At 55.7% G+C, this 19,384-nt stretch carries 19 protein-coding genes; 9 read left to right on the top strand and 10 right to left on the bottom strand.

Annotated elements, in window-relative coordinates; translation table 11 throughout:
• Positions 1–113 precede the first annotated feature (113 nt).
• Both JI62_RS10835 and JI62_RS10830 read left to right on the top strand, forming a co-directional pair.
• Positions 114–2,288, top strand: a complete 2,175-nt coding sequence (locus JI62_RS10835) for a malate synthase G (RefSeq protein WP_088700167.1) — start codon at positions 114–116, stop codon at positions 2,286–2,288.
• A gap of 68 nt (positions 2,289–2,356) precedes the next feature.
• Complete coding sequence (locus JI62_RS10830; RefSeq protein ID WP_088700166.1) at positions 2,357–2,788, top strand: PaaI family thioesterase; 432 nt, start codon at positions 2,357–2,359, stop codon at positions 2,786–2,788.
• Positions 2,789–2,807: 19 nt separating this feature from the next.
• Here JI62_RS10830 and paoC read toward each other — a convergent pair whose 3' ends face one another.
• The 5 genes from paoC to JI62_RS10800 form a co-directional block, all read right to left on the bottom strand.
• Positions 2,808–4,997 carry an aldehyde oxidoreductase molybdenum-binding subunit PaoC gene (gene paoC / locus JI62_RS10825; protein ID WP_088700165.1) on the bottom strand — a complete coding sequence of 730 codons (2,190 nt, stop codon included), beginning with the start codon at positions 4,995–4,997 and terminating at the stop codon, positions 2,808–2,810.
• A gap of 3 nt (positions 4,998–5,000) precedes the next feature.
• Positions 5,001–5,951, bottom strand: coding sequence for an FAD binding domain-containing protein (locus JI62_RS10820; protein WP_088700164.1), 951 nt, complete (start codon positions 5,949–5,951; stop codon positions 5,001–5,003).
• A complete protein-coding gene (gene paoA, locus JI62_RS10815; protein ID WP_088700163.1) occupies positions 5,948–6,514 on the bottom strand; it encodes an aldehyde dehydrogenase iron-sulfur subunit PaoA in 567 nt (188 codons plus the stop codon). Before paoA ends, JI62_RS10820 begins: the two co-directional genes overlap by 4 nt.
• A gap of 284 nt (positions 6,515–6,798) precedes the next feature.
• A complete protein-coding gene (locus tag JI62_RS10805) occupies positions 6,799–7,245 on the bottom strand; it encodes a DUF411 domain-containing protein (RefSeq protein WP_088700161.1) in 447 nt (148 codons plus the stop codon).
• A 110-nt stretch (positions 7,246–7,355) separates the two neighbouring features.
• Complete coding sequence (locus JI62_RS10800) at positions 7,356–7,751, bottom strand: DUF423 domain-containing protein (protein WP_088700160.1); 396 nt, start codon at positions 7,749–7,751, stop codon at positions 7,356–7,358.
• Positions 7,752–7,888: 137 nt separating this feature from the next.
• Here JI62_RS10800 and thiS point away from each other — a divergent pair, with 137 nt between their 5' ends.
• Genes thiS through trmB form a run of 3 tightly spaced genes read left to right on the top strand, consistent with a single transcriptional unit; the run spans position 7,889 to position 9,707 of the window.
• A complete protein-coding gene (gene thiS / locus JI62_RS10795) occupies positions 7,889–8,095 on the top strand; it encodes a sulfur carrier protein ThiS (RefSeq protein ID WP_088700159.1) in 207 nt (68 codons plus the stop codon).
• A 10-nt stretch (positions 8,096–8,105) separates the two neighbouring features.
• On the top strand, positions 8,106–8,915 hold the full coding sequence (locus JI62_RS10790) for a thiazole synthase (RefSeq protein WP_088700158.1): 810 nt from the start codon (positions 8,106–8,108) through the stop codon (positions 8,913–8,915).
• 15 nt (positions 8,916–8,930) lie between these two features.
• On the top strand, positions 8,931–9,707 hold the full coding sequence (gene trmB / locus JI62_RS10785) for a tRNA (guanosine(46)-N7)-methyltransferase TrmB (protein WP_088700157.1): 777 nt from the start codon (positions 8,931–8,933) through the stop codon (positions 9,705–9,707).
• Positions 9,708–9,771: 64 nt separating this feature from the next.
• Here the strand turns inward: trmB and JI62_RS10780 are convergent, their stop codons facing one another.
• Both JI62_RS10780 and JI62_RS10775 read right to left on the bottom strand, forming a co-directional pair.
• Positions 9,772–10,374, bottom strand: coding sequence for a glutathione S-transferase N-terminal domain-containing protein (locus JI62_RS10780; protein WP_088700156.1), 603 nt, complete (start codon positions 10,372–10,374; stop codon positions 9,772–9,774).
• A 40-nt stretch (positions 10,375–10,414) separates the two neighbouring features.
• Entirely contained in the window at positions 10,415–11,332 is a 918-nt protein-coding gene (locus JI62_RS10775) for a LysR family transcriptional regulator (protein WP_088700155.1), read from the bottom strand.
• Between the two features lie 270 nt (positions 11,333–11,602).
• On the opposite strand from JI62_RS10775, the gene JI62_RS10770 reads away from it, so the two are divergent.
• From JI62_RS10770 to argE, 4 genes are read left to right on the top strand one after another with little or no spacing between them, the layout of a single operon-like run.
• The gene (locus tag JI62_RS10770) at positions 11,603–12,568 is read left to right on the top strand and encodes a Bug family tripartite tricarboxylate transporter substrate binding protein (protein WP_088700154.1); all 966 of its coding nucleotides are present in this window, start codon (positions 11,603–11,605) and stop codon (positions 12,566–12,568) included.
• 59 nt (positions 12,569–12,627) lie between these two features.
• Positions 12,628–13,131 carry a tripartite tricarboxylate transporter TctB family protein gene (locus JI62_RS10765; RefSeq protein WP_088700153.1) on the top strand — a complete coding sequence of 168 codons (504 nt, stop codon included), beginning with the start codon at positions 12,628–12,630 and terminating at the stop codon, positions 13,129–13,131.
• Between the two features lie 25 nt (positions 13,132–13,156).
• Positions 13,157–14,629 carry a tripartite tricarboxylate transporter permease gene (locus JI62_RS10760; RefSeq protein WP_088700152.1) on the top strand — a complete coding sequence of 491 codons (1,473 nt, stop codon included), beginning with the start codon at positions 13,157–13,159 and terminating at the stop codon, positions 14,627–14,629.
• Positions 14,630–14,664: 35 nt separating this feature from the next.
• Positions 14,665–15,852 carry an acetylornithine deacetylase gene (gene argE, locus JI62_RS10755; RefSeq protein WP_088700151.1) on the top strand — a complete coding sequence of 396 codons (1,188 nt, stop codon included), beginning with the start codon at positions 14,665–14,667 and terminating at the stop codon, positions 15,850–15,852.
• Between the two features lie 22 nt (positions 15,853–15,874).
• On the opposite strand, the gene JI62_RS10750 is transcribed toward argE, so the two are convergent.
• The 3 genes from JI62_RS10750 to JI62_RS10740 all read right to left on the bottom strand — a co-directional run bounded on the left by JI62_RS10750 (position 15,875) and on the right by JI62_RS10740 (position 19,350).
• On the bottom strand, positions 15,875–16,867 hold the full coding sequence (locus JI62_RS10750; protein WP_088700150.1) for a 2-hydroxyacid dehydrogenase: 993 nt from the start codon (positions 16,865–16,867) through the stop codon (positions 15,875–15,877).
• A 5-nt stretch (positions 16,868–16,872) separates the two neighbouring features.
• On the bottom strand, positions 16,873–17,784 hold the full coding sequence (thpD, locus tag JI62_RS10745) for an ectoine hydroxylase (RefSeq protein WP_088700149.1): 912 nt from the start codon (positions 17,782–17,784) through the stop codon (positions 16,873–16,875).
• A 651-nt stretch (positions 17,785–18,435) separates the two neighbouring features.
• The gene (locus tag JI62_RS10740) at positions 18,436–19,350 is read right to left on the bottom strand and encodes an AEC family transporter (protein ID WP_088700148.1); all 915 of its coding nucleotides are present in this window, start codon (positions 19,348–19,350) and stop codon (positions 18,436–18,438) included.
• Positions 19,351–19,384 lie beyond the last annotated feature (34 nt).

Genomic DNA, 19,384 nt, shown 5'->3' with positions numbered 1-19,384 from the left:
AGGGTCTACGCTGTTTACATGCCCGAGCAGGTGTGGAATTATTTTCCATAAATACATTTTACTCTGACCGTGGCCAACACATTCCCCACGGGCATCCTCACAGGAGAAACCCCATGAGCGAGCGTATCACGCGCCACCGTTTACAAGTGGCAGCCGATTTAGACCGTTTTATAAATGAGCAGGCGCTACCGGGAACAGGTGTTGATGAAAACGCCTTTTGGGCCGGTGTGGATGCTCTGTTTCATGATTTGACCCCTAAAAATCGTCAATTGCTGGAAGAGCGCGACACGCTGCAAGAAAAACTTGACGTGTGGCACCGGGAAAACCCCGGCCCGGTCACCGATATGCCGGGATACCGCCGCTTCCTGAAAGAGGTTGGCTACTTGGCTGAAGCACCGGCTAACGTCAAAGCGACCACTGCCAACGTTGACCGTGAAGTAGCCGTTCAGGCAGGCCCGCAGCTGGTTGTACCGGTGAGCAACGCACGCTATGCGCTGAATGCGGCTAACGCGCGCTGGGGCAGCCTTTACGACGCCCTGTACGGCACCGATGCGATTTCCGAAGAGGATGGCGCAGAGAAAGGCACCAGCTTCAACCCGAAACGTGGCGCCAAAGTGATTGCCTATGCCCGCGGCGTGCTTGACCGCGCGGCACCGCTGGCGACTGGTTCGCACCGTGATGCGGTGAACTACGCCATTCGTGATGAGCATCTGGTGGTGACCTTGGAAGGTGGTCGTGAAACCGGCCTGAAAGATTCTGGCAAGCTGATCGGCTTTACTGGCGAAGCGGCCAAGCCCGACGCGATTCTGTTGGGTAACAACGGCCTGCACCTGGAAATCCAGATCGATCCCAACGACTCCATCGGCAAAACCGACCCGGCAGGCGTTAAAGATGTCGTGGTGGAAGCCGCGCTGACCGCCATCATGGATTGTGAAGACTCCGTAGCGGCTGTGGATTCAGAAGATAAAGTGGGCGTTTACAGCAACTGGCTGGGCCTGATGAAGGGCGATCTGGAAGAGACGATCGAAAAAAACGGTAAGACGTTTACCCGCAAGCTTAACGCCGACCGCACCTGGCAAACCACCGATGGCAGCAGCGTAACCCTACCCGGCCGTTCGCTGATGTTCGTGCGTAATGTGGGTCACCTAATGACCACACCGGCGATTTTGGATGAGAAAGGCAACGAGCTACCGGAAGGTATCCTTGATGCGGTGGTCACTTCACTGCTCGCGCTGCATGATCTGAAGAAAGACGCCGACCAGCCGCGCAACTCACGCACCGGTTCGGTTTACATCGTTAAGCCGAAGATGCACGGCCCTACAGAAGTTGCCTTCGCCAACGAGCTGTTTAGCCGCGTTGAAGACATTTTGGGCATGAACCGTGACACCCTGAAAATGGGTATCATGGATGAAGAGCGCCGCACCACCGTCAACCTAAAAGCGTGTATCGCTGAAGCGGCTTCACGGGTGGCGTTTATCAACACCGGCTTCCTCGACCGCACCGGCGACGAAATGCATACCGCCATGGAAGCGGGCCCCATGGTGCGTAAGGGCGACATGAAGAGCGCCGCTTGGATTCAGGCCTACGAGAAGAGCAACGTACAAGTGGGTCTTGCTTGCGGTCTGCGTGGTCGTGCGCAAATCGGTAAGGGCATGTGGGCCATGCCAGATCTGATGCACAACATGCTGGAGCAGAAAATCGGTCACCCAAAAGCCGGTGCCAACACCGCTTGGGTGCCATCCCCTACCGCTGCTGCGCTGCACGCCCTGCACTACCATCAGGTCAACGTCACAGACGTTCAACGCGAGCTGGAAGCGTTGGGCGAGCCCGACTATCTGGACGACCTACTCACCGTGCCGGTAGCGGAAAACGCCAACTGGTCGGATGAAGAGAAGCAGCAGGAGTTGGATAACAACTGCCAGGGTATTCTCGGCTACGTAGTGCGCTGGGTAGAGCACGGCGTGGGCTGTTCAAAAGTGCCGGACATCCACAACGTGGGCCTGATGGAAGATCGCGCCACGCTGCGTATCTCCAGCCAGCACATTGCCAACTGGCTGCTACACGGCATTGTCGATGCACCGCGGGTGGAAGAGACCCTCAAGCGCATGGCCAAAGTAGTCGATGAGCAGAACGCTGGCGACCCCACCTACACCGCCATGAGCGCCGATTTTGAAGGCTCCACTGCTTTCAAAGCCGCCTCCGATCTGATCTTCAAAGGCCGCGTGCAGCCTTCCGGCTACACTGAACCGCTACTCCACGAGTGGCGTCAGGTGCATAAAGCGAAGTAAGATCGTTTTACGGTGTAATCAGCCTCGAGGCTCATACCTCGGGGCTTTTTTTATAAAGGAAAACAATAATGACCGTAATGACTGCCGAGCAAATCGAACACTTTCTAGATGAAGTGTTTCCCCAGCGGATGGGCAAGATAGAGAGCGTGGGTGACATGACGGCCACCCTGCGCTTGAAGATAGGCAACGAGCACCTACGCCCCGGCCCGCGGGTTTCCGGGCCCACCATGATGGGCTTTGCGGATGTGGCTATGTACGTGGCGATCTTGGCACAGATCGGCCCCGAACCCATGGCGGTGACCAGCGACTTAAACTGCCACTTCCTCCGCGCAGCGTCCGGTGATCATGACATTATCGCCCACGCCAAGCTGATCAAACTCGGCCGTCGCTTAGCGGTGGGCGAAGTACAGCTATTCTCAGCCAGCGACGAAACGCGACCCGTGGTGCATGTCACCGCCAGCTATGCATTGCCTCAAAAACCTGATGACGTTTCAGCCTGAGCCACCCCGCGTCAGGCTATCAAGGTGCAGTATCAGGGAGTTGGTCGATCATTCGATCAAGGGTTATGGGGTATTCACGCACCCGAACGCCGGTGGCGTTATAAACCGCGTTGGCGATAGCCGCCGCAACGCCGCAGATGCCCAGCTCACCGACTCCCTTGGATTTCAGGGGCGATGAAGCCGCATCCGTGGTATCCAGAAAAATAACCTCCTGCTCGGGGATATCGGCATGAACCGCAACCTCGTAACTGGCAAGGTCGTGATTAACAAAGAAACCGCGCTCAAGGTCAACGGTTAGCCCCTCCGACAACGCAGCACCCACGCCCATCGTCATACCGCCGAGCACTTGGCTACGGGCGGTGATCGGATTTAGGATGCGGCCCGCATCACACACCGCGAGCATACGCCGAACACGCGTTTCGCCGGTATAGGCATGCACGCCCACCTCGATGAAATGCGCCCCAAAGGTGCCAATCTGCATGTCGTCTTTAAAGTCGCCAAAGTGGATCGTATCTTCGGCGACAAGCTCCTCACCATCTGCCACGTCGGCAAGCGCCAAATCAGTATCCCCGGCTAGTACGCGGCTGTTCTCAAAACGCGGCGTTTCAACGCCCAAACGCTTGGCGATCTGCTCTTGAAGCGCCAAACAGGCGGCGTACACGCCAGCGGTAGAACTAGTTGCGCCAAACTGCCCGCCCGACCCCGAAGAAGTGGGATAGGCACTGTTGCCTAGCCGAATCTCAACGTCCTCCATGGCCATCCCCATCGTCTCGGCAGCCGTCTGAGCAAGAATGGTGTAGGAGCCGGTGCCGATATCGGTCATATCGGTCTCAACGATCAGTCGCCCGCCCTGCAAACGTACGCGTGCCCCGGAATCCAGCGTGGGCGCTCTGCGATAGGCCCCTGCCATACCGTGGCCGATCAACCACTCTCCTTCGCGTTTTTCCCCTGGCGTGCGGTTGCGCGCCTCCCAGCCAAAGGCTGCTGCACCTTGGCGTAAACATTCGACATAATGGCGGTCGCTAAAGGGCTTTGAGGGATCTTCCGGATCGACTTGGGTGTCGTTGAATATCCTGAACTCGACGGGATCCATCCCCAGCTTCTGCGCCATTTCATCCATGGCAATTTCCAGCACGGCAAGCCCTGAGGCTTCTCCAGGAGCGCGCATATCCGCCGATTCGGGTAAATCCATCTCAACAGGCTGATGAGCGACTCGGCGACTCGCACCGGCATAAAACGTGCGGGTTTGATTGACCGGGTTCTCGCCACTGCCACCGGGCAGGGTATGCGAAACTGCCGAATGGTCGAAGGCAGTTATCTTGCCCTGGGCATCGGCCGCAATGCGCAGGCGCTGAATGGTGCCGGAGCGGTGTGTGGCATTGTTAAACACCAGCGGGCGAGGTAAAGCCAGCTTGACCGGCCGACCCGAGGCCCGCGAGCCGAGGGCGGCGAGTACCGCGTCAGCGCGTAGCCACAGTTTTCCGCCAAAGCCACCGCCGATGTAGGGGCTTTCGACGCGAATCGTGTCGGGGTCGATATTGAAGGAGGTCGCCAACGCCTGTTTATTCATTTCGATCATCTGGTTTGACGTCCACACCGTCATCTGGCCGCCATCCGACCAGTCCACGATCGTTGCGTGGGGCTCCATCATGGCGTGGCTTTGGGAAGCGGTGCGATAAACTTCATCTAGCGTGAAGGCCGCGGTTTGAAACGCCGCGTCAACGTCACCCACATCTGCCAACGGTTCACCGGTGCTATCTGGCTGTTTCCAGACCTCCTCAAGATCAAAGATTCCCTTCTCTTGTTGATAGCTGACATCGATCAACGCCGCGGCGCTGCGCGCCTGCTCCAGGGTATCCGCCACCACTACCGCGATGGCCTGATGGTAGTGGGCAATCTTATCGCCACCGAACAGCCGGGCAACGTTGTTTTCCGAGCGATCAAGGGGCTCAATCTCCAGCGTCGTTACTACTGACACAACGCCTGGTGCAACACGGGCAGCAGACGCATCCATATGGGTAATTCGACCCTTGGCAATGGTCGCGCACAGGGGATAACCCACCAGTTGGTTTGCCACAACGTCATGACGCTCGTAAGCATAGGGCGCACACCCCATCACCTTAAGCGTGCCGTCGATTCGCGCATGGGGTTTGCCAATAATACGGGCGCGATCGAACAGGTTATCTTCCGCTGATTGATTAAAGTCCATGGGTCACTCCTGAGCCAGCAGCGTGGCAAGCGTTCGCTCTGCTAGGGTAAGCTTATAAGCGTTGTCTTGGGTCGGGCGGGCGCCGTCCAGTAATCGGCTCATGACCGCTGAAGCTCCCTGCGGCAGCGCTGCATCGGCTTCGTCACGGCGCCAAGGCTTCGGGGCCACGCCGCCAAGCGCGACACGGCCTTTGCCATCCAGCGTTTGGATAAGCGCAACGGAGACCAGCGCGAATGCGTAAGAGGCTCGGTCACGCACCTTAAAATAGGCGTGGCGGCCTTCAACAGGCGCGGGCAGCTCAACGGCGGTAATCATCTCGCCCGCCTCCAGGGTGTTTTCTACCTCGGGAGTGTCTCCAGGCAGCTGGTAAAACGCATCCAGTGGCTTACGCCGCGTCTCCCCACTAGGCGTGATGGTTTCCACTTCGGCATCTAATACCCTAAGCGCAACGGCCATGTCCGAGGGGTGAGTGGCAATACACGCCTCTGACGTGCCAATAACGCCTAGCCCACGCGAGCTGGCGCCTTTGTCGAGTGCCGCACAGCCAGCCCCAGGCGAGCGCTTGTTGCAGGGCATCCCTGTATCGTAAAAATACGGGCAGCGGGTGCGCTGGAGCAGATTACCGCCGGTAGTGGCTTTATTGCGAAGCTGGCCCGATGCGCCTGAGACGAGTGCCCGGCTGAGCACCGCATAATCGCGACGAATTCGTGGGTCGGCGGCTAGCGCGCTGTTACTCACCAAAGCCCCCACACGCAGACCTCCGCTTGGGGTAGGCGTAATAGCATTGAGCCCAGTACCCGTTACATCAATCAGGTGCAGCGGGGTTTCAATCTCGTGCTTCATTAAATCAAGCAGGTTGGTGCCACCGGCGATAAATTTGGCGCCAGGCACTTCAGCGGCACGGGCAGCCGCCTGAGCAGGATCAGATACGCGTTCATAGGAGAAGGCTCTCATGCGTGCTCCTCCGCCACCTGATTAATGGCTTTTAGAATATTGGCGTAAGCGCCGCAGCGGCAGAGGTTGCCCGACATCCGCTCGCGAATCTCGACGTCGGTCACCTCAATCGGTGCGGTCAGATCCCTCGTTACATGGCTGGGCAGGTTCGCTCGAATCTCCTCGAGTACTGCCTTTGCCGAACAAATCTGCCCCGGCGTGCAGTAGCCGCACTGGAAGGCATCATGATCGAGAAACGCTTGCTGCATGGGATCAAGATGGTCGGGCTCTCCCAATCCTTCGATGGTCGCCACGTCATCACCTTCATGCATCACCGCCAGCGTCAGGCAGGCGTTAATCCGTTCGCCATTCACCAACACCGTGCAGGCGCCGCACTGTCCGTGGTCGCAGCCCTTTTTGGTGCCAGTGAGTTTTAAATGTTCACGTAAGGCATCTAGCAGCGTCGTTCGGTTATCCAGTTCGAGCTGGTGCTTTGCTCCATTGACCACTAAAGAGACGTTCGAGCGCTCCGTGCCATTCTGTGCGGTTTCGCGATGCCTTTCAGCGCTATTAGGTGGGTTCATAACTATGCGCCTTCCCTGCTCATTGCTGTCGTTTTATGGATGTCGTAACGACTTCAGCATAGTCATGATTGAGGTGAACAACCCGGCTATTGAGCATAAAAAGGTTCTGAAAAAATCTATGGCATCCTCTGTACACGCTGTTGCTACGCTAGGCTATGCGTTTTATGTCCACGCAAAAACAGGCAGTGGATGCCGTATGCTAACTATGGGAATGGCGGTTGTGGCACTCACCCGCAACCTTCGCAAAAAGCGCCTACCAGGTAACGAGCCTGAGGCGCACAGCATTACGGCGCCAGCGTCATGAATGGCTCATCTTGCTGGTCGCTAAAGGCATAGACGTTATAGGGTTCATCCTGAGGCCCTGGCATACCCGGCGTGCCAATGGGCATGCCCGCCAGGCCAATGCCATCGACGTCAGGTTGCTCTTCAAACAGTTTGGCAACCGCTTCCAACGGCACGTGGCCTTCAATCCAATACGCGCCCATCTCGATGGTATGGCACGACCCTAAACCATAGGGGACGCCCGCCTGCTGCTTGATATCACCCAGCTCTACGTCATCAATGATCGTTACTTCTACGCCAAGCGCTTCAAGATGGCGCGCATATTCATCACAGCAGCCACACTGGGGGTTTTTATACAGCGTAGCCTCGTCAGGCAGTGCCGCATGGGCAGAAGCCGCCCCCAGAACCAGTGCACCAGACAGGACTAGCGAGGTAGTTAAGCGGTTCATAAATAACCTCCTTGATGGAAACGGCGAAAAGATAATGAGTAACACGAAGCGACACTCAGCCATAAAAACGTCAGAAGCATAAAGCTTACAACCTGTGTGTTGCCCCAAGGTCAAGGTGAGCGATGACGGCGCGGCGCTAATAGAGCTACTCCACCAAGCGCCAGCCAACCGGCCATCAACAACAGCCCGCCGACAGGCGTAATAATGCCAAGATTCAGTCCTGCCAGTACCATCAAGTAGAGCGAGCCTGAAAAACACGACATGCCTAGCGCCCACAGCGCCAGCACCCAACGCTGTCCGGCAAGCGGCTGCACTTGGCGCCATACCAGCACGATCATGATGGCTAGCGTATGCCAGGCCTGATAGCGCACGCCGGTTTCAACAGCGCTCACCATCGTTTCTGTGGTGCGCGCCGCCAAGCCATGGGCGGCATAGGCACCTAGCATTACCATCATCGCGCCCGATAGCGCCGCGATACACCACCACACTTTGTCTGTTCGTTGCACGCTACTCTCCTACACCTATTGTGGTTGGCATCCATCGCGCTGATTGCACCTACGGCTTACCTTGCACGGCGCGAAACCGCTACAATAGAGAATACCCTAGAGAACGAACTGCCACGACGAATGAGACACGCCTATCTATGTCTATCCAGATACGTCTAAACGGCGAACCCCATACGCTGTCCACCGGCCTCACCGCCGCCGACTTAGTTGAACAGCTGGGCCTTAGCGGTCGTCGTATCGCCGTCGAAATTAACGAAGAGATCGTCCCCCGCAGCCAACACGCCGACACCCGCCTGGTCGATGGTGACCAAGTGGAAGTGGTTCACGCGATTGGCGGCGGCTAAAGGAAACACTATGACCCAACAAACGCATGTAGCGCTAGCCGATACCCCGCTAACCATCGCCGGACGCGATTTTCACTCGCGCCTGCTGGTTGGAACAGGCAAGTACAAAGACTTCACCGAAACCGGCGCCGCCATTGCCCAAAGCGGCGCTGAAATCGTGACCTTTGCGGTACGCCGTACTAATTTAGGCCAGGACGCCGATGCGCCCAACCTGTTAGACGTTATTTCCCCCGAACGATACACCCTGCTGCCCAATACCGCCGGCTGCTACAACGCTAAAGATGCGGTGCGCACCTGCCGTTTGGCCCGCGAGCTGCTCGACGGTCACAACCTGGTCAAGCTGGAAGTCCTGGGCGACGACCACACGCTCTATCCCAACGTGGTCGAGACGCTAAAAGCCGCCGAAACGCTGCTTGCCGATGGCTTTGACGTCATGGTGTACACCAGCGATGATCCTATTGTGGCACGCGAATTAGAAGCCATGGGCTGCTGCGCCATCATGCCGCTAGGCTCGTTGATTGGCTCGGGTCACGGCATTCAGAACCCGCACAACGTGCGCTTGATTGTTGAGCAGAGCAGCGTACCGGTGCTGGTGGATGCGGGCATTGGCACGGCATCAGATGCGGCCATGGCCATGGAGCTCGGCTGCGACGGCGTACTGCTCAATACCGCCATTGCTCACGCCCGCGACCCGCTGCGCATGGCCAACGCCATGAAGCTGGCCGTGGAAGCCGGGCGCGATGCGTTTTTAGCCGGCCGTATGCCGCGCCGCCAATCCGCCGACCCCTCTTCACCTTTTGCTGGCCGTATTAACGGTTAATTGATTCGAGACCCCATGACTGAACCCAAAAGCGCCGCTAACGAAAGCAACGACGCCCCCGAAAACACGGCTGAGACCACCACTCGCCCGGAAAGCTCAGAGGCACCGCTACATCGCCGCGGCATTAAAAGCTACGTAATCCGCGCGGGTCGTATGACCCAGGCACAAAACCGTGGCTTAGAGGAGATTTGGCCGCGGTTTGGCCTGACCATCGCCGACGGTCGCCAAGACCTGGACGCCCTATTTGGCCGTCAGGCGCCGCGGGTAGTGGAAATCGGCTTTGGCATGGGCAACTCGCTGATAGAACAGGCCGAGACTCACCCAGACACCGACTTTATCGGCATTGAAGTCCACGCCCCTGGCGTTGGCAAGTTGCTCGACGAAGTCGATAAGCGTGGCCTCACCAACCTGCGCGTTTACCGCGAGGATGCCCTGGCAGTGCTCGAACAGTGCCTGCCCGAAGGCTCGCTGACCACGCTGCAGCTGTTCTTCCCCGACCCCTGGCCGAAGAAGAAGCACCACAAACGGCGCATCGTGCAGCCTGCCTTTGTTGAGCTGATCCGTACGCGCCTGATGCCCGGCGGCACCTTCCATATGGCCACCGACTGGGAAGCCTACGCGGAGTGGATGGCAGAAGTCATGGAAGCAGCGCCCGGTTATACCAATACCGCCAGTGCGGAAACCGCCCCCTATGTACCGCGCCCGGCGTTCCGCCCATTGACCAAGTTTGAAGCCCGCGGCGAGAAACTGGGGCACGGGGTTTGGGATTTGATCTATCGCCGGGAGGGGTGAATCTACGGGCTGTCTCCACCTCGCGATGGCCTAGTCTTTACGCGCTATCTGAAATAGTGGGTTCCTACTCAAATTCAGTTAGCGCGAAGCTCTCGCCCTCCACCACCTTCGCCTGCCAGGCATGTAGCGTCGGGTAGCGGTTTTGCCAATCAAAGGCCGGTAGGCGAAAGCTGATATACGCCAGCGCCACGGCAACGGTAATCGCCCCCAGGGTGCGCTGGGCACTGCCTGCCAGCACGCTGGGATGGGCATTAAGCGTTATCAACGTGCGTTCGATCGCTTTTAAACGGCGCTGCCCCAACAGCGTCGTATCCACTTCATTACCACCATGCTTACGGCCGATCACCACGTTAAAGGCAGCGTCCATCAAGCCCTGCCCCAGACCTGCCAGCGCCAGAGTTTCAGCTAGTATTGTACTGGGTATCAGAGACGGCCCTTCACCCACTGCATCCAGATAATGAGCAATCAACAGCGACTCGGTGATGACGTCACCCGCATCGGTTACCAGCGTTGGAATACGGCTCAGTGGTGTAATCTGTACAAGCTCGCTATCCGCCGCCCAAGGGTCGCACCAGCAAAGCTCAGTGCGCTCGATCAGTTGCTTTTCATAGAGGCAAACACGCACAACGCGTGCATAGGGAGAAGAGGTGTTTAAATAGAGCTGCATGGGGCGGTCTCCTGTTAAGTCATATGTTCGTCGCGCTGTTTTATTTTAGTGAAGTTAGTATTCCCATTTGATGCAAGCTATCAATTTCAGCGTATATCTCTTCGCAGAAGGATTCAGCCACATTACTTAACGGCTTGTGTTTAGATTTAAGTAAGGCCATTTCCCACTCAATCGTTGGCTCCATGGGCTTTGATACAACCGCTGTTCCCTGCAGCAGTAGCTCTGCGATGGGATCAATGACTGCGACCCCAACTCCGCGATCTACTAATGCGCACACCCCACGCATATGGCGCATTTCAGCGGCAATATGCCTCTTTATATCCACTGTCTGCATAATGTAGTCCACGCGGGCACGCAAAGGACTATCCGCCATCAGCTCCACGAACGTCTGGTTTTGTAAGCTAGAAATCGATACAACGTCTTGCTTCGCGAGCGGATGCGTACGATGCATGATGCAGCGCGCAGAACAACGCGCAAGACTACTGGCGGTGGCCCCATAAGTGTCGGCTTCAAGCGTGATCCCCAGCGCCACATCACAGGTATTGTTGTCGATCATTTTAAGCAACTCTTGCAACCCCGCATCGATGACTCGAACGCCTACATGAGGGTGATTTTGTTTAAAGCGCTTAATCACATCGAGCAAAAAGGTATCGCAAAAAATGGGTTGTGCAGCTACCACGACACTGCCCAATTGGTTATTAGAAATTGCATCCGCGTCTTTTTGAGTGTCTCGAATACTCGCCATCAGCCGCAATACGGACGCGTGATATAAAAAGGCTTCTGACGTCGGGGAAAGCTGATTACGGGTACGTTTGAATAATGCAAAACCTAGCTCATCCTCTAACCCGATTAGTAATCGGCTTACCATTGACTGACTGATTCCTAACGTTTCTGCGGCCGCTTTTGTAGTGCCGTGTTTCATAAAGGCATCAAAAGCTTCAATTTCTTTTATTTTCATTACCTTAAGCTCTTTTTAGTAACTTTTAGCTAAATAGTCAGCAGATAAAAACAGTCTTCATAAACGATAGGCTTGCAACTTTGGCTCACCACTAGAACAAAAACGAATACTAAATTGAATTGTTGCAACATTTTTCATACCTGTCTATGTTTAAAGCGCTGGATTCAATTAATGCTCGTTACTCAGACCTTCAATAACAGCCATTAAGTAGCAGCCATTAAGTAGCAGCCATTCAATAACAGCTATGCAACAACCACTGCGGAGACAAGTATGAAACTCACCTTTAGCTTAGCGGCAGCAACGCTTCTCGCTGCCTCCACCGCCTATGCTCAGAGCTACCCCTCCGAACCCGTCACGCTGGTAGTTCCTTATGGCCCTGGCGGCGCTTCCGATCTGGCCGGTCGGGCGCTAGCGGAGTCTGCTCGTGAATATCTAGGTCAGCCTGTCACGGTCGTTAATCAAGCCGGCGCAGGGGGGATGACCGGCGCTCGTGATGTCGTACAGGCTGACCCCGATGGTTACACCTTGCTATTAGCCCGCGTCGGTATGGCGCTCTCACCAGCGGTCAACGAAAACAGCAGCGTTGACTGGGACGAGTACACCTTTATTAGCCCATTGGAAGCCACACCGATGATTCTTGCCGTGGCCGACGACTCACCCTATGAAAGCGTTGAGGATTTGCTGGAGGGCATTGAAAACGACCCGGGCGCGATGAGCTATGCCGCCTCCGGCGCCACCGCCATCGATGGCTTTACCGTGCAGTCACTACTGGCTGACGCAGAAATGGATCCGCTGACAGCGGCAACCTTGATTCCCTACCGTGGGGGCGGTGAGCTCGCAACGGCGCTACTGGGCGGGCATGTTGATTTTCTCGCCATCGCTGCTGCTTCGCTAATGCCGCATATTGAGAGCGGTGATATGCGCCCGTTAATGGTGTTCTCACCAGAGCGCATGGAAGCACTCCCAGACGTGCCGACTGCTGAAGAGTTGGGTTATGAGCTAGCTGGGCAAGTGATTGGTTGGAGCGCGCTGTATGGCCCGCCAGATCTACCTGAAGAAGTGGTTAACACTTGGGCTGACGTGATGGAGCAGGTGGCTGAGGATGAGACATGGCTCAGCCGTGCTGATGATCGTGGCTCAATTTCCACCATCGGTAGTGTCGATATGGAGACCTACGCAAAAGAGCAGTACGAGTTTTATCGCACCTTAGCAGAACAGTTTGGCTATCTGGAGTGAGTCAGCGTTAAGCACCACGTTGTTGTCACTACCTACATCATTTCATCACTGGAGGGGACATGGGTATAACACGCGGTTTAGTTATCACGGTGCTGTTCGGTATCGTTCTGTTTTTACTGATACCCGCCTATGTGCCCCGCCCGCGCTTTATTCCCGGGTTTGCGCCACCGCCTGATATGTGGCCACGCACGGTTTCCATGCTCGGCATGGCATTGGGCATACTGCTCGTAGGGCTGTCTTGTTCACGTAAAACCGAAGCCATCGCCGACCCTGAAGACGCCCGCTCAATACGTGGCGATACGCCGCTTGCCACACTACTCACTCGCTTCGGTTGGACGGTGCTGGCCTTTGCGCTGTTTATCGGCTCCGTGATGCTGCTCGGCTTTCTGCTATCGAGCATCCTGTTGTTGATGGCGATGCTGATACTGACCGGTTATTGGCGCCATAAAGTGGTGGCGACCATCGTTGCTGTCGCACTCCCACTGGTTCTCTACCTGTTTTTCTCCAGCGCACTCAATACGCGTTTCCCTGTCGGCAGCCTTTTCAAGGCGATCGGTATTTAACCAACCGCGTATAGGACTTACCACTATGCTCAACGACCTGCTGGTTGCCTTCCAGGCGGTGGCCACTATTGAGAATTTTTTGATCATGGCCGCCGGTATTTGGGGTGGCGTGATTATCGGCGCCATTCCCGGCATGACCGGCACCATGGCGGTTACGCTGGCGCTGCCCTTTACGTTTTATATGCAGCCGATACCGAGTATTTTATTACTTGTTGCGCTCTACAAAGGCTCAACCTACGGCGGCTCGGTATCCGCAATATTGATCAAGACGCCAGGCACCGCGTCGGCCGCCTGTACCACCCTTGACGGCTACCCGCTGGCCCAACAGGGCAAGGCAGGCAAAGCCCTCAACATGGCGCTCTATTCGTCCTGTACCGGGGACTTTATTTCCAACCTTTCGCTGATTTTTATCGCCGCGCCACTGGCGCTTCTCGCACTGCGTATTGGGCCACCCGAATACTTTATGCTGATGATATTCGCACTCACCACCGTCGCTGGGGTGTCAGGGCGTTCGCTGCTGCTTGGCCTTGTGTCGGCGTGCTTAGGGCTACTGCTCGCCACCGTGGGCGAAGATATGTACGGCTCGTTTCGCTTTGATCTAACCGTGGATATGCAGAGCGGTCTTGCCGTTGCGCCCGTGCTCATCGGTCTGTTTGCGATCCCTGAGCTGCTTAAAATTATTGTCTTTCGTCACAACCAAAGCCATAAGCCCATGCAGTTGGGCGATAACCGCGTAACGCGAGACGAGCTGCGTCGATCCTTAAAGGCAATGCTAAAAGGCAGCATGATTGGTGTCGTGATGGGAGCCATTCCCGGCATTGGCCCCTCGGCAGCGGCGTTCTCCTCCTACGGCGAAGCACAGCGTAGCTCAAAGAATCGCGAGAACTTTGGTAAAGGCGAACTGGAAGGAATCGCGGCATCCGAGTCCGCCAATAATGGTTGCTGTGGCTCCACCATGATCCCGCTATTAGCGCTGGGCGTGCCGGGCGATGTGATTACCGGCGTGATGCTGGGCGCCTTTATGATTCACGGTATGACCCCAGGCCCGATGCTGTTTGAGAACAACCTTCATGAGGTTTACATGCTGTTTATTGGCATGCTGTTCTCCTCTGTTCTGCTGTTTGGTGCGGGTAAAGCAACGATGCACTTTTTCTCGCATATCTCGCGAATTCCCCCCGGCCTAATGGCGCCTATCGTGCTTGCGCTATGCGTCTTCGGCATTTTTTCTATCTCCAACAGCCTGTATGACGTCATCGTACTGCTGGCGATGGGCATATTTGGTTTTTTCATGTTCCTGTTCGCCATTCCCGCCGCGCCCTTTTTAATCGCCTTCATTCTTGGCCCGATGCTGGAAGAGAACCTGCGGCGCGCCCTTGCGCTCTCGCGCGGGGATCCCAGCATCCTGGTGTCGTCGCCGATCACCTGGCTTTTCGCTTCGCTGGCGGTGTTTGTGGTGGTCGTGACGATTCGTCAACAGCTTAAGAAGGCCAAAGCCTGAGCCAACAACTCCCTTATTGCCAAGGAATGAACATTATGCAAGTTAGTGCCACGCCTAACGCTCACCCGCAGTTGGAAGCCGCGGTATCACACCTCGCTGACCTGATTGCTTACGACACAACCAGTGCTTACTCCAACCTCGAGCTTATTCATCACATGGAGACGTTCTTCTCCAGTCTTGGCGCGGAAGTAACGGTGCTACCAGATGAGAGCGGCGAAAAGGCCAATTTGGTCGCCCGTCTGGGGCCCGCCGACATGCCTGGTATCGTCCTCTCTGGCCATACGGACGTCGTACCCGCCAACCCTAAGAACTGGCAGAGCGACCCGTACAAAATGGAGCAGCGCGGCAGTCGCTTGTTTGGTCGGGGCACCTGCGATATGAAAGGCTTTGCCGCCTGTGTGATGGCGGCGGCGCCGGCGTTTGCCAGCGGCGAACTGCAGCGACCTTTCTATTTCTGCTTCTCTCATGATGAGGAAGTAGGCTGCCTGGGTGCCCCCGCCATGGCACGTTTCTTGGCCGCGCTTAAGGTACCACCAGCCCTGGCCATTATCGGTGAGCCCAGCGAGATGAAGCTGATCAACGGCCAGAAGGGCAAGATCGCTATGCGGGTGACGGTGCGCGGTGAAGGGGGCCACTCGTCGTTCTCCCCTCAACATGTCAATGCGGTGGAGTATGCCTCGCGTATCATCACCATGATCGCCGAACGATCACGACGATATGAGCAAGAGGGCCCTTTCGACCACGACTTTACCGTTCCCCACGCCACCACACTGACCACCATGATAGAAGGCGGTGTAGCGACCAACGTCACCCCCGACACCTGTAGCTTTATCTTTGAGCTACGCAGCATCGACCAGGATGCCGCTGCCACGGATATCCAAACACTGATCAGCGATATTGAGGCCACTCTACTACCCGACATGCAGCGCCAATCAGCCGATTCCGCCATTGAGTGGCAAGAGCTATTTGCCTACCCCGCCATGGGCGATGCCACCGACAGCGAGATGTTCAAGAAGCTCGAACCCATTCTTCCTGAGCGTGGTGGCAAGGTCTCTTATGGGTCTGAAGGTGGGGTTTTCGAGATCGATGGCGACATCCCCTCGGTAATTCTTGGGCCCGGCTCTATTCGCCAGGCCCATAAGCCCGATGAGTTTATTGAAATTGATCAACTCAGCCAGTGCCTAGCGTTCTTGGATGAGTTAAACACCTGGATGAAACGCTAACGCCTACATGAGTGGAGGTGAGTTATTTGGCACACACCCGATGCATGGTGCCACTTCCACTTTCAAAAGCATCGATGTTCGCCAGCGTGGTCTCGGCGATATTGGTCAGCGCCTCGGCAGTGAAGAAAGCCTGATGACCGGTGATCAGTACATTATGGAAGGTCGTTAGGCGCATAAACTGATCGTCGTCAATCACACCCTGGGAGAGGTCTTCAAAGAACAACTGCTCTTCCTCTTCGTAAACATCCAACCCTAAGCGGCCGATTTTGCCGCTTTTCAGTCCTGCTATCACAGCTTGGGTATCGACCACCCTTCCGCGGCCGGTATTGATCAGCATGACGCCTTCCTTCATTTGCGCGATGGCGTCAGCATCAATCAAATGGTGAGTCTCAGGCGTTAACGGACAGTGCAGAGAAATAATGTCGGCGCTGGCAAACAGCGTAGCTAGCGGCACGTACTCAACAAAGGATTTCGCAGCCGGGCTGGGAAATGGGTCGCTGGCCACTACCCGGCAACCAAAGCCGTGCATAATATCGGCAAAAATCAGCCCAATATGCCCCGTGCCAATAATGCCTACCGTTTTACCGTGCAGGTCGAACCCTAGCAGGCCATCAAGGGCAAAATTGCCCTCCCGCACACGGTTGTAAGCGCGATAAGTCATGCGGTTCAGGCTTAGCACGAGCGCCACCGCATGCTCGGCAACCGCATGGGGTGAATAGGCGGGTACCCGCGCAACCGCTATGCCTAACCGTTCAGCGGCAGCCAAATCGACATGATTAAAGCCCGCTGAACGTAGCGCTACCAATGTTGTGCCGCCATCATGCAGTTGCTCTAACACGGCGGCATCAAGGCAGTCATTCACGAAGGCACAAACCGCGTCAAAACCGTTGGCTAAGGTCGCCGTGTCTTCAGTTAAACGCGCCTCAAAAAAGCTTAAGTGGTGGCGATGCCCCGAGTTGGCGCGTGTAAGAAAAGTGCGGTCGTAGGGTTTAGCACTAAACACGGCGATGCGCATGGGCTTTACTCGTTGAGCGGTTTTAGCGGCTCCCAATCCGAACGATTGGCCAGAAACTCAGGCCTGGGCCGGTTACCGCAGTAAGGGTCGTGCAGCGTGTTTTCAACACTGTTGTAAACAAAGAACAGATTACTTCTCGGCCAGCAAGACATATTGATATTCGAGCCGTGCATGGTATTGCATTCAAAGATCACCAGCGAACCGGCAGGCCCCTTAGGCGCCTCGATATCGTTTTCTAGCATTATCTCGCGAAGACTACTGGCTGGGGGCACGCCTACCTCTTGGCTTTTTAGCGACTCTTTATAGTTATTTTCCGGCGTTCGTCCCACACAGGGAACAAAGTACTGATGCGAACCGGGGATTAGCATGAGTGGACCGTTAAATTCACCGTTGTCAGTGAGTACGATGGAGCAACTTAACGCACGCATACGCGGCATGCCATCTTCGCTATGCCATGTTTCAAAGTCGGAGTGCCACTCAAACCCTTTGCCTTTGAAGCCTGGCTTATAGTTAATGCGTGACTGGTGGATATATACATCGCTGCCCAGCAGTTGCTTGACGATCGCTAACAATTTGGGATCTTGAGTCAAGCGCTGGAAACGTTTTGAAACATCATGAATGCCGAAAACGGTGCGTATCTCTTCACGTCCTGGCTCAAGGATAGTGCCTTCTGAGAGCTTGAGATCAGCATCGTCTTCATACTCACGCAGCTCTTGAAGAAAAGCCTGCATATCATCGGCGTCAAAAAAGCCTTCAAATGACAGAAACCCCTTTTTCTCGTACTCATCAATTTCTGACTTGCTCAAAGGGCCATTCGCAAGCTGTGATTCATCGCCATATACCACGGGATCAATACGCTTAAACATTCCCAACTTTCGTTCCAAGCGAGTCGGGAAAAGATCTTGTGTATCGCTCATAGCAAACTCCTCCGTTAGTGTGCTTATTAATAAACGCCTTTAAACGCTACTTATAAAACGTAGACGCCAAAGCGCCCCCAAGCAATGACACATGTCATCCTGCGGCGCTACAGCGGTTTTTGTATTAAAAATATAAGCGGCTAAGCGCATACACGTAGCCAAAAATCGGTAAGCGTAGAGAGCGGGGAAGGTTAGTAGACGCAAAAAAGAAAGCCGCTCCATTGGAGCGGCAAAAAGACCGTGACTAGCAATGAGAGGGAGAAACCATGACAGGAAACTGGCGGTTTCTGTCGTGGTTGCCAGCGTCTCATTAAACGCTGACAATCACACTGTAATAGTTCTCATTTACCCCGTCAATACAAATACGAATATTTTTTATTACCGTTTGTCGAAAGCGAACAACGCAATCGCCCCCACAGGAGGTGAATAAAAATGGGTACCATAAAAAAAGAAAGCCGCTCCAATGGAGCGGCAAAAAGACCGTGACTAGCAATGAGAGGGAGAAACCATGACAGAAAACTGGCGATGAATGTTTGCCAAGCAGCTGTCCTGGTTGCCAGCGTCTCATCAAACGCTGACAATCACACTGTAATAGTTCTCATTTACACCGTCAACATAAATACGAATATTTTTTATTTAGCTTTCCCACTCTTAGCTAACCAGCTGAAGCCACAACGGGAGGGTGAGCATGGCCAGTAGGGTTTGGCCAGTAATGATCGCGGCCATCAGTTCGGCATCGCCGCCCAGCTGGCGGGCTAGGATATACGCAGAGGTGGCGGTGGGCAGTGCTGCAAACAGTAGCGCTACGTCGCGGCTTACGGGATCCAGCTGCAGGATCCAGGTTAATGCCAATACCAGCGCGGGCATGAGCAGCAGTTTAACGCTATTGGTGGCCAGTACGCCGCGGTCAATGCGTAGTAGCGCCGCCGGGCGCAGCGCCACACCCACGGCCACCAAGCCTAATGGCAACGCCGCACGCCCCAGCAGCGCCACCGTATCTTGACTCCAGCCGGGCAAACCAACGCCCGACAGGTTCAGGCCAATACCCGCCAAGCAGGCCAGAATCAGCGGATTTTTAATCAACGCCATGGCACTTTTACCTACGCTCGCACCGCCTAGAGTGCCAGCGGCGACAAAGCTGGCCACACACATTACGTTAACCACTGGCACCATTAGTGCCACGGCGACGGCTGCGGTGGTCGCGCCTAGGCTGCCGTGTAGCGCGGCGGCGCCAGCAACGCCCACATAGGTATTAAAACGTACCGCGCCTTGAAATACCGACGTAAACGCCGCAGGCGTTAGCTGTAGCCAGCCACGTAAACGCCAGAGCAGCAGGCCAAACAGCGCCATCGCGCCCAGCAGCACCAGCGCCAAGCGGCCAACCGGCACCTGGCTGACATCAGCGGTGGCCAGGGTTCCCACCAGCATAGAGGGAAACAGCACAAAGTAGATCAGCCGCTCCATTTGCGGCCAGAAGGTGTCGCTAGGCCAACGCCCATAGCCAAGCACGGCACCCAGTAAGATCAATAGAAATAGTGGGCCTAAAGCGCCAGTGATACTCTCCATTTACGTCCCTTTTGCCTGCGACATCCCAGCACAG

Source organism: Halomonas campaniensis (assembly GCF_002211105.1).
Lineage (GTDB): Bacteria > Pseudomonadota > Gammaproteobacteria > Pseudomonadales > Halomonadaceae > Vreelandella > Vreelandella campaniensis_A.
This window is presented reverse-complemented; position numbering and strand designations above follow the sequence as displayed.

Excerpts from the sequence above, each read along its gene's own strand:
- JI62_RS10835 (WP_088700167.1), top strand. The coding sequence starts at position 114 with ATGAGCGAGCGTATCACGCGCCACCGTTTACAAGTGGCAGCCGATTTA.
- JI62_RS10830 (WP_088700166.1), top strand. The coding sequence starts at position 2,357 with ATGACCGTAATGACTGCCGAGCAAATCGAACACTTTCTAGATGAAGTG.
- paoC (WP_088700165.1), bottom strand. The coding sequence starts at position 4,997 with ATGGACTTTAATCAATCAGCGGAAGATAACCTGTTCGATCGCGCCCGT.
- JI62_RS10820 (WP_088700164.1), bottom strand. The coding sequence starts at position 5,951 with ATGAGAGCCTTCTCCTATGAACGCGTATCTGATCCTGCTCAGGCGGCT.
- paoA (WP_088700163.1), bottom strand. The coding sequence starts at position 6,514 with ATGAACCCACCTAATAGCGCTGAAAGGCATCGCGAAACCGCACAGAAT.
- JI62_RS10805 (WP_088700161.1), bottom strand. The coding sequence starts at position 7,245 with ATGAACCGCTTAACTACCTCGCTAGTCCTGTCTGGTGCACTGGTTCTG.
- thiS (WP_088700159.1), top strand. The coding sequence starts at position 7,889 with ATGTCTATCCAGATACGTCTAAACGGCGAACCCCATACGCTGTCCACC.
- JI62_RS10790 (WP_088700158.1), top strand. The coding sequence starts at position 8,106 with ATGACCCAACAAACGCATGTAGCGCTAGCCGATACCCCGCTAACCATC.
- trmB (WP_088700157.1), top strand. The coding sequence starts at position 8,931 with ATGACTGAACCCAAAAGCGCCGCTAACGAAAGCAACGACGCCCCCGAA.
- JI62_RS10780 (WP_088700156.1), bottom strand. The coding sequence starts at position 10,374 with ATGCAGCTCTATTTAAACACCTCTTCTCCCTATGCACGCGTTGTGCGT.
- JI62_RS10775 (WP_088700155.1), bottom strand. The coding sequence starts at position 11,332 with ATGAAAATAAAAGAAATTGAAGCTTTTGATGCCTTTATGAAACACGGC.
- JI62_RS10770 (WP_088700154.1), top strand. The coding sequence starts at position 11,603 with ATGAAACTCACCTTTAGCTTAGCGGCAGCAACGCTTCTCGCTGCCTCC.
- JI62_RS10765 (WP_088700153.1), top strand. The coding sequence starts at position 12,628 with ATGGGTATAACACGCGGTTTAGTTATCACGGTGCTGTTCGGTATCGTT.
- JI62_RS10760 (WP_088700152.1), top strand. The coding sequence starts at position 13,157 with ATGCTCAACGACCTGCTGGTTGCCTTCCAGGCGGTGGCCACTATTGAG.
- argE (WP_088700151.1), top strand. The coding sequence starts at position 14,665 with ATGCAAGTTAGTGCCACGCCTAACGCTCACCCGCAGTTGGAAGCCGCG.
- JI62_RS10750 (WP_088700150.1), bottom strand. The coding sequence starts at position 16,867 with ATGCGCATCGCCGTGTTTAGTGCTAAACCCTACGACCGCACTTTTCTT.
- thpD (WP_088700149.1), bottom strand. The coding sequence starts at position 17,784 with ATGAGCGATACACAAGATCTTTTCCCGACTCGCTTGGAACGAAAGTTG.
- JI62_RS10740 (WP_088700148.1), bottom strand. The coding sequence starts at position 19,350 with ATGGAGAGTATCACTGGCGCTTTAGGCCCACTATTTCTATTGATCTTA.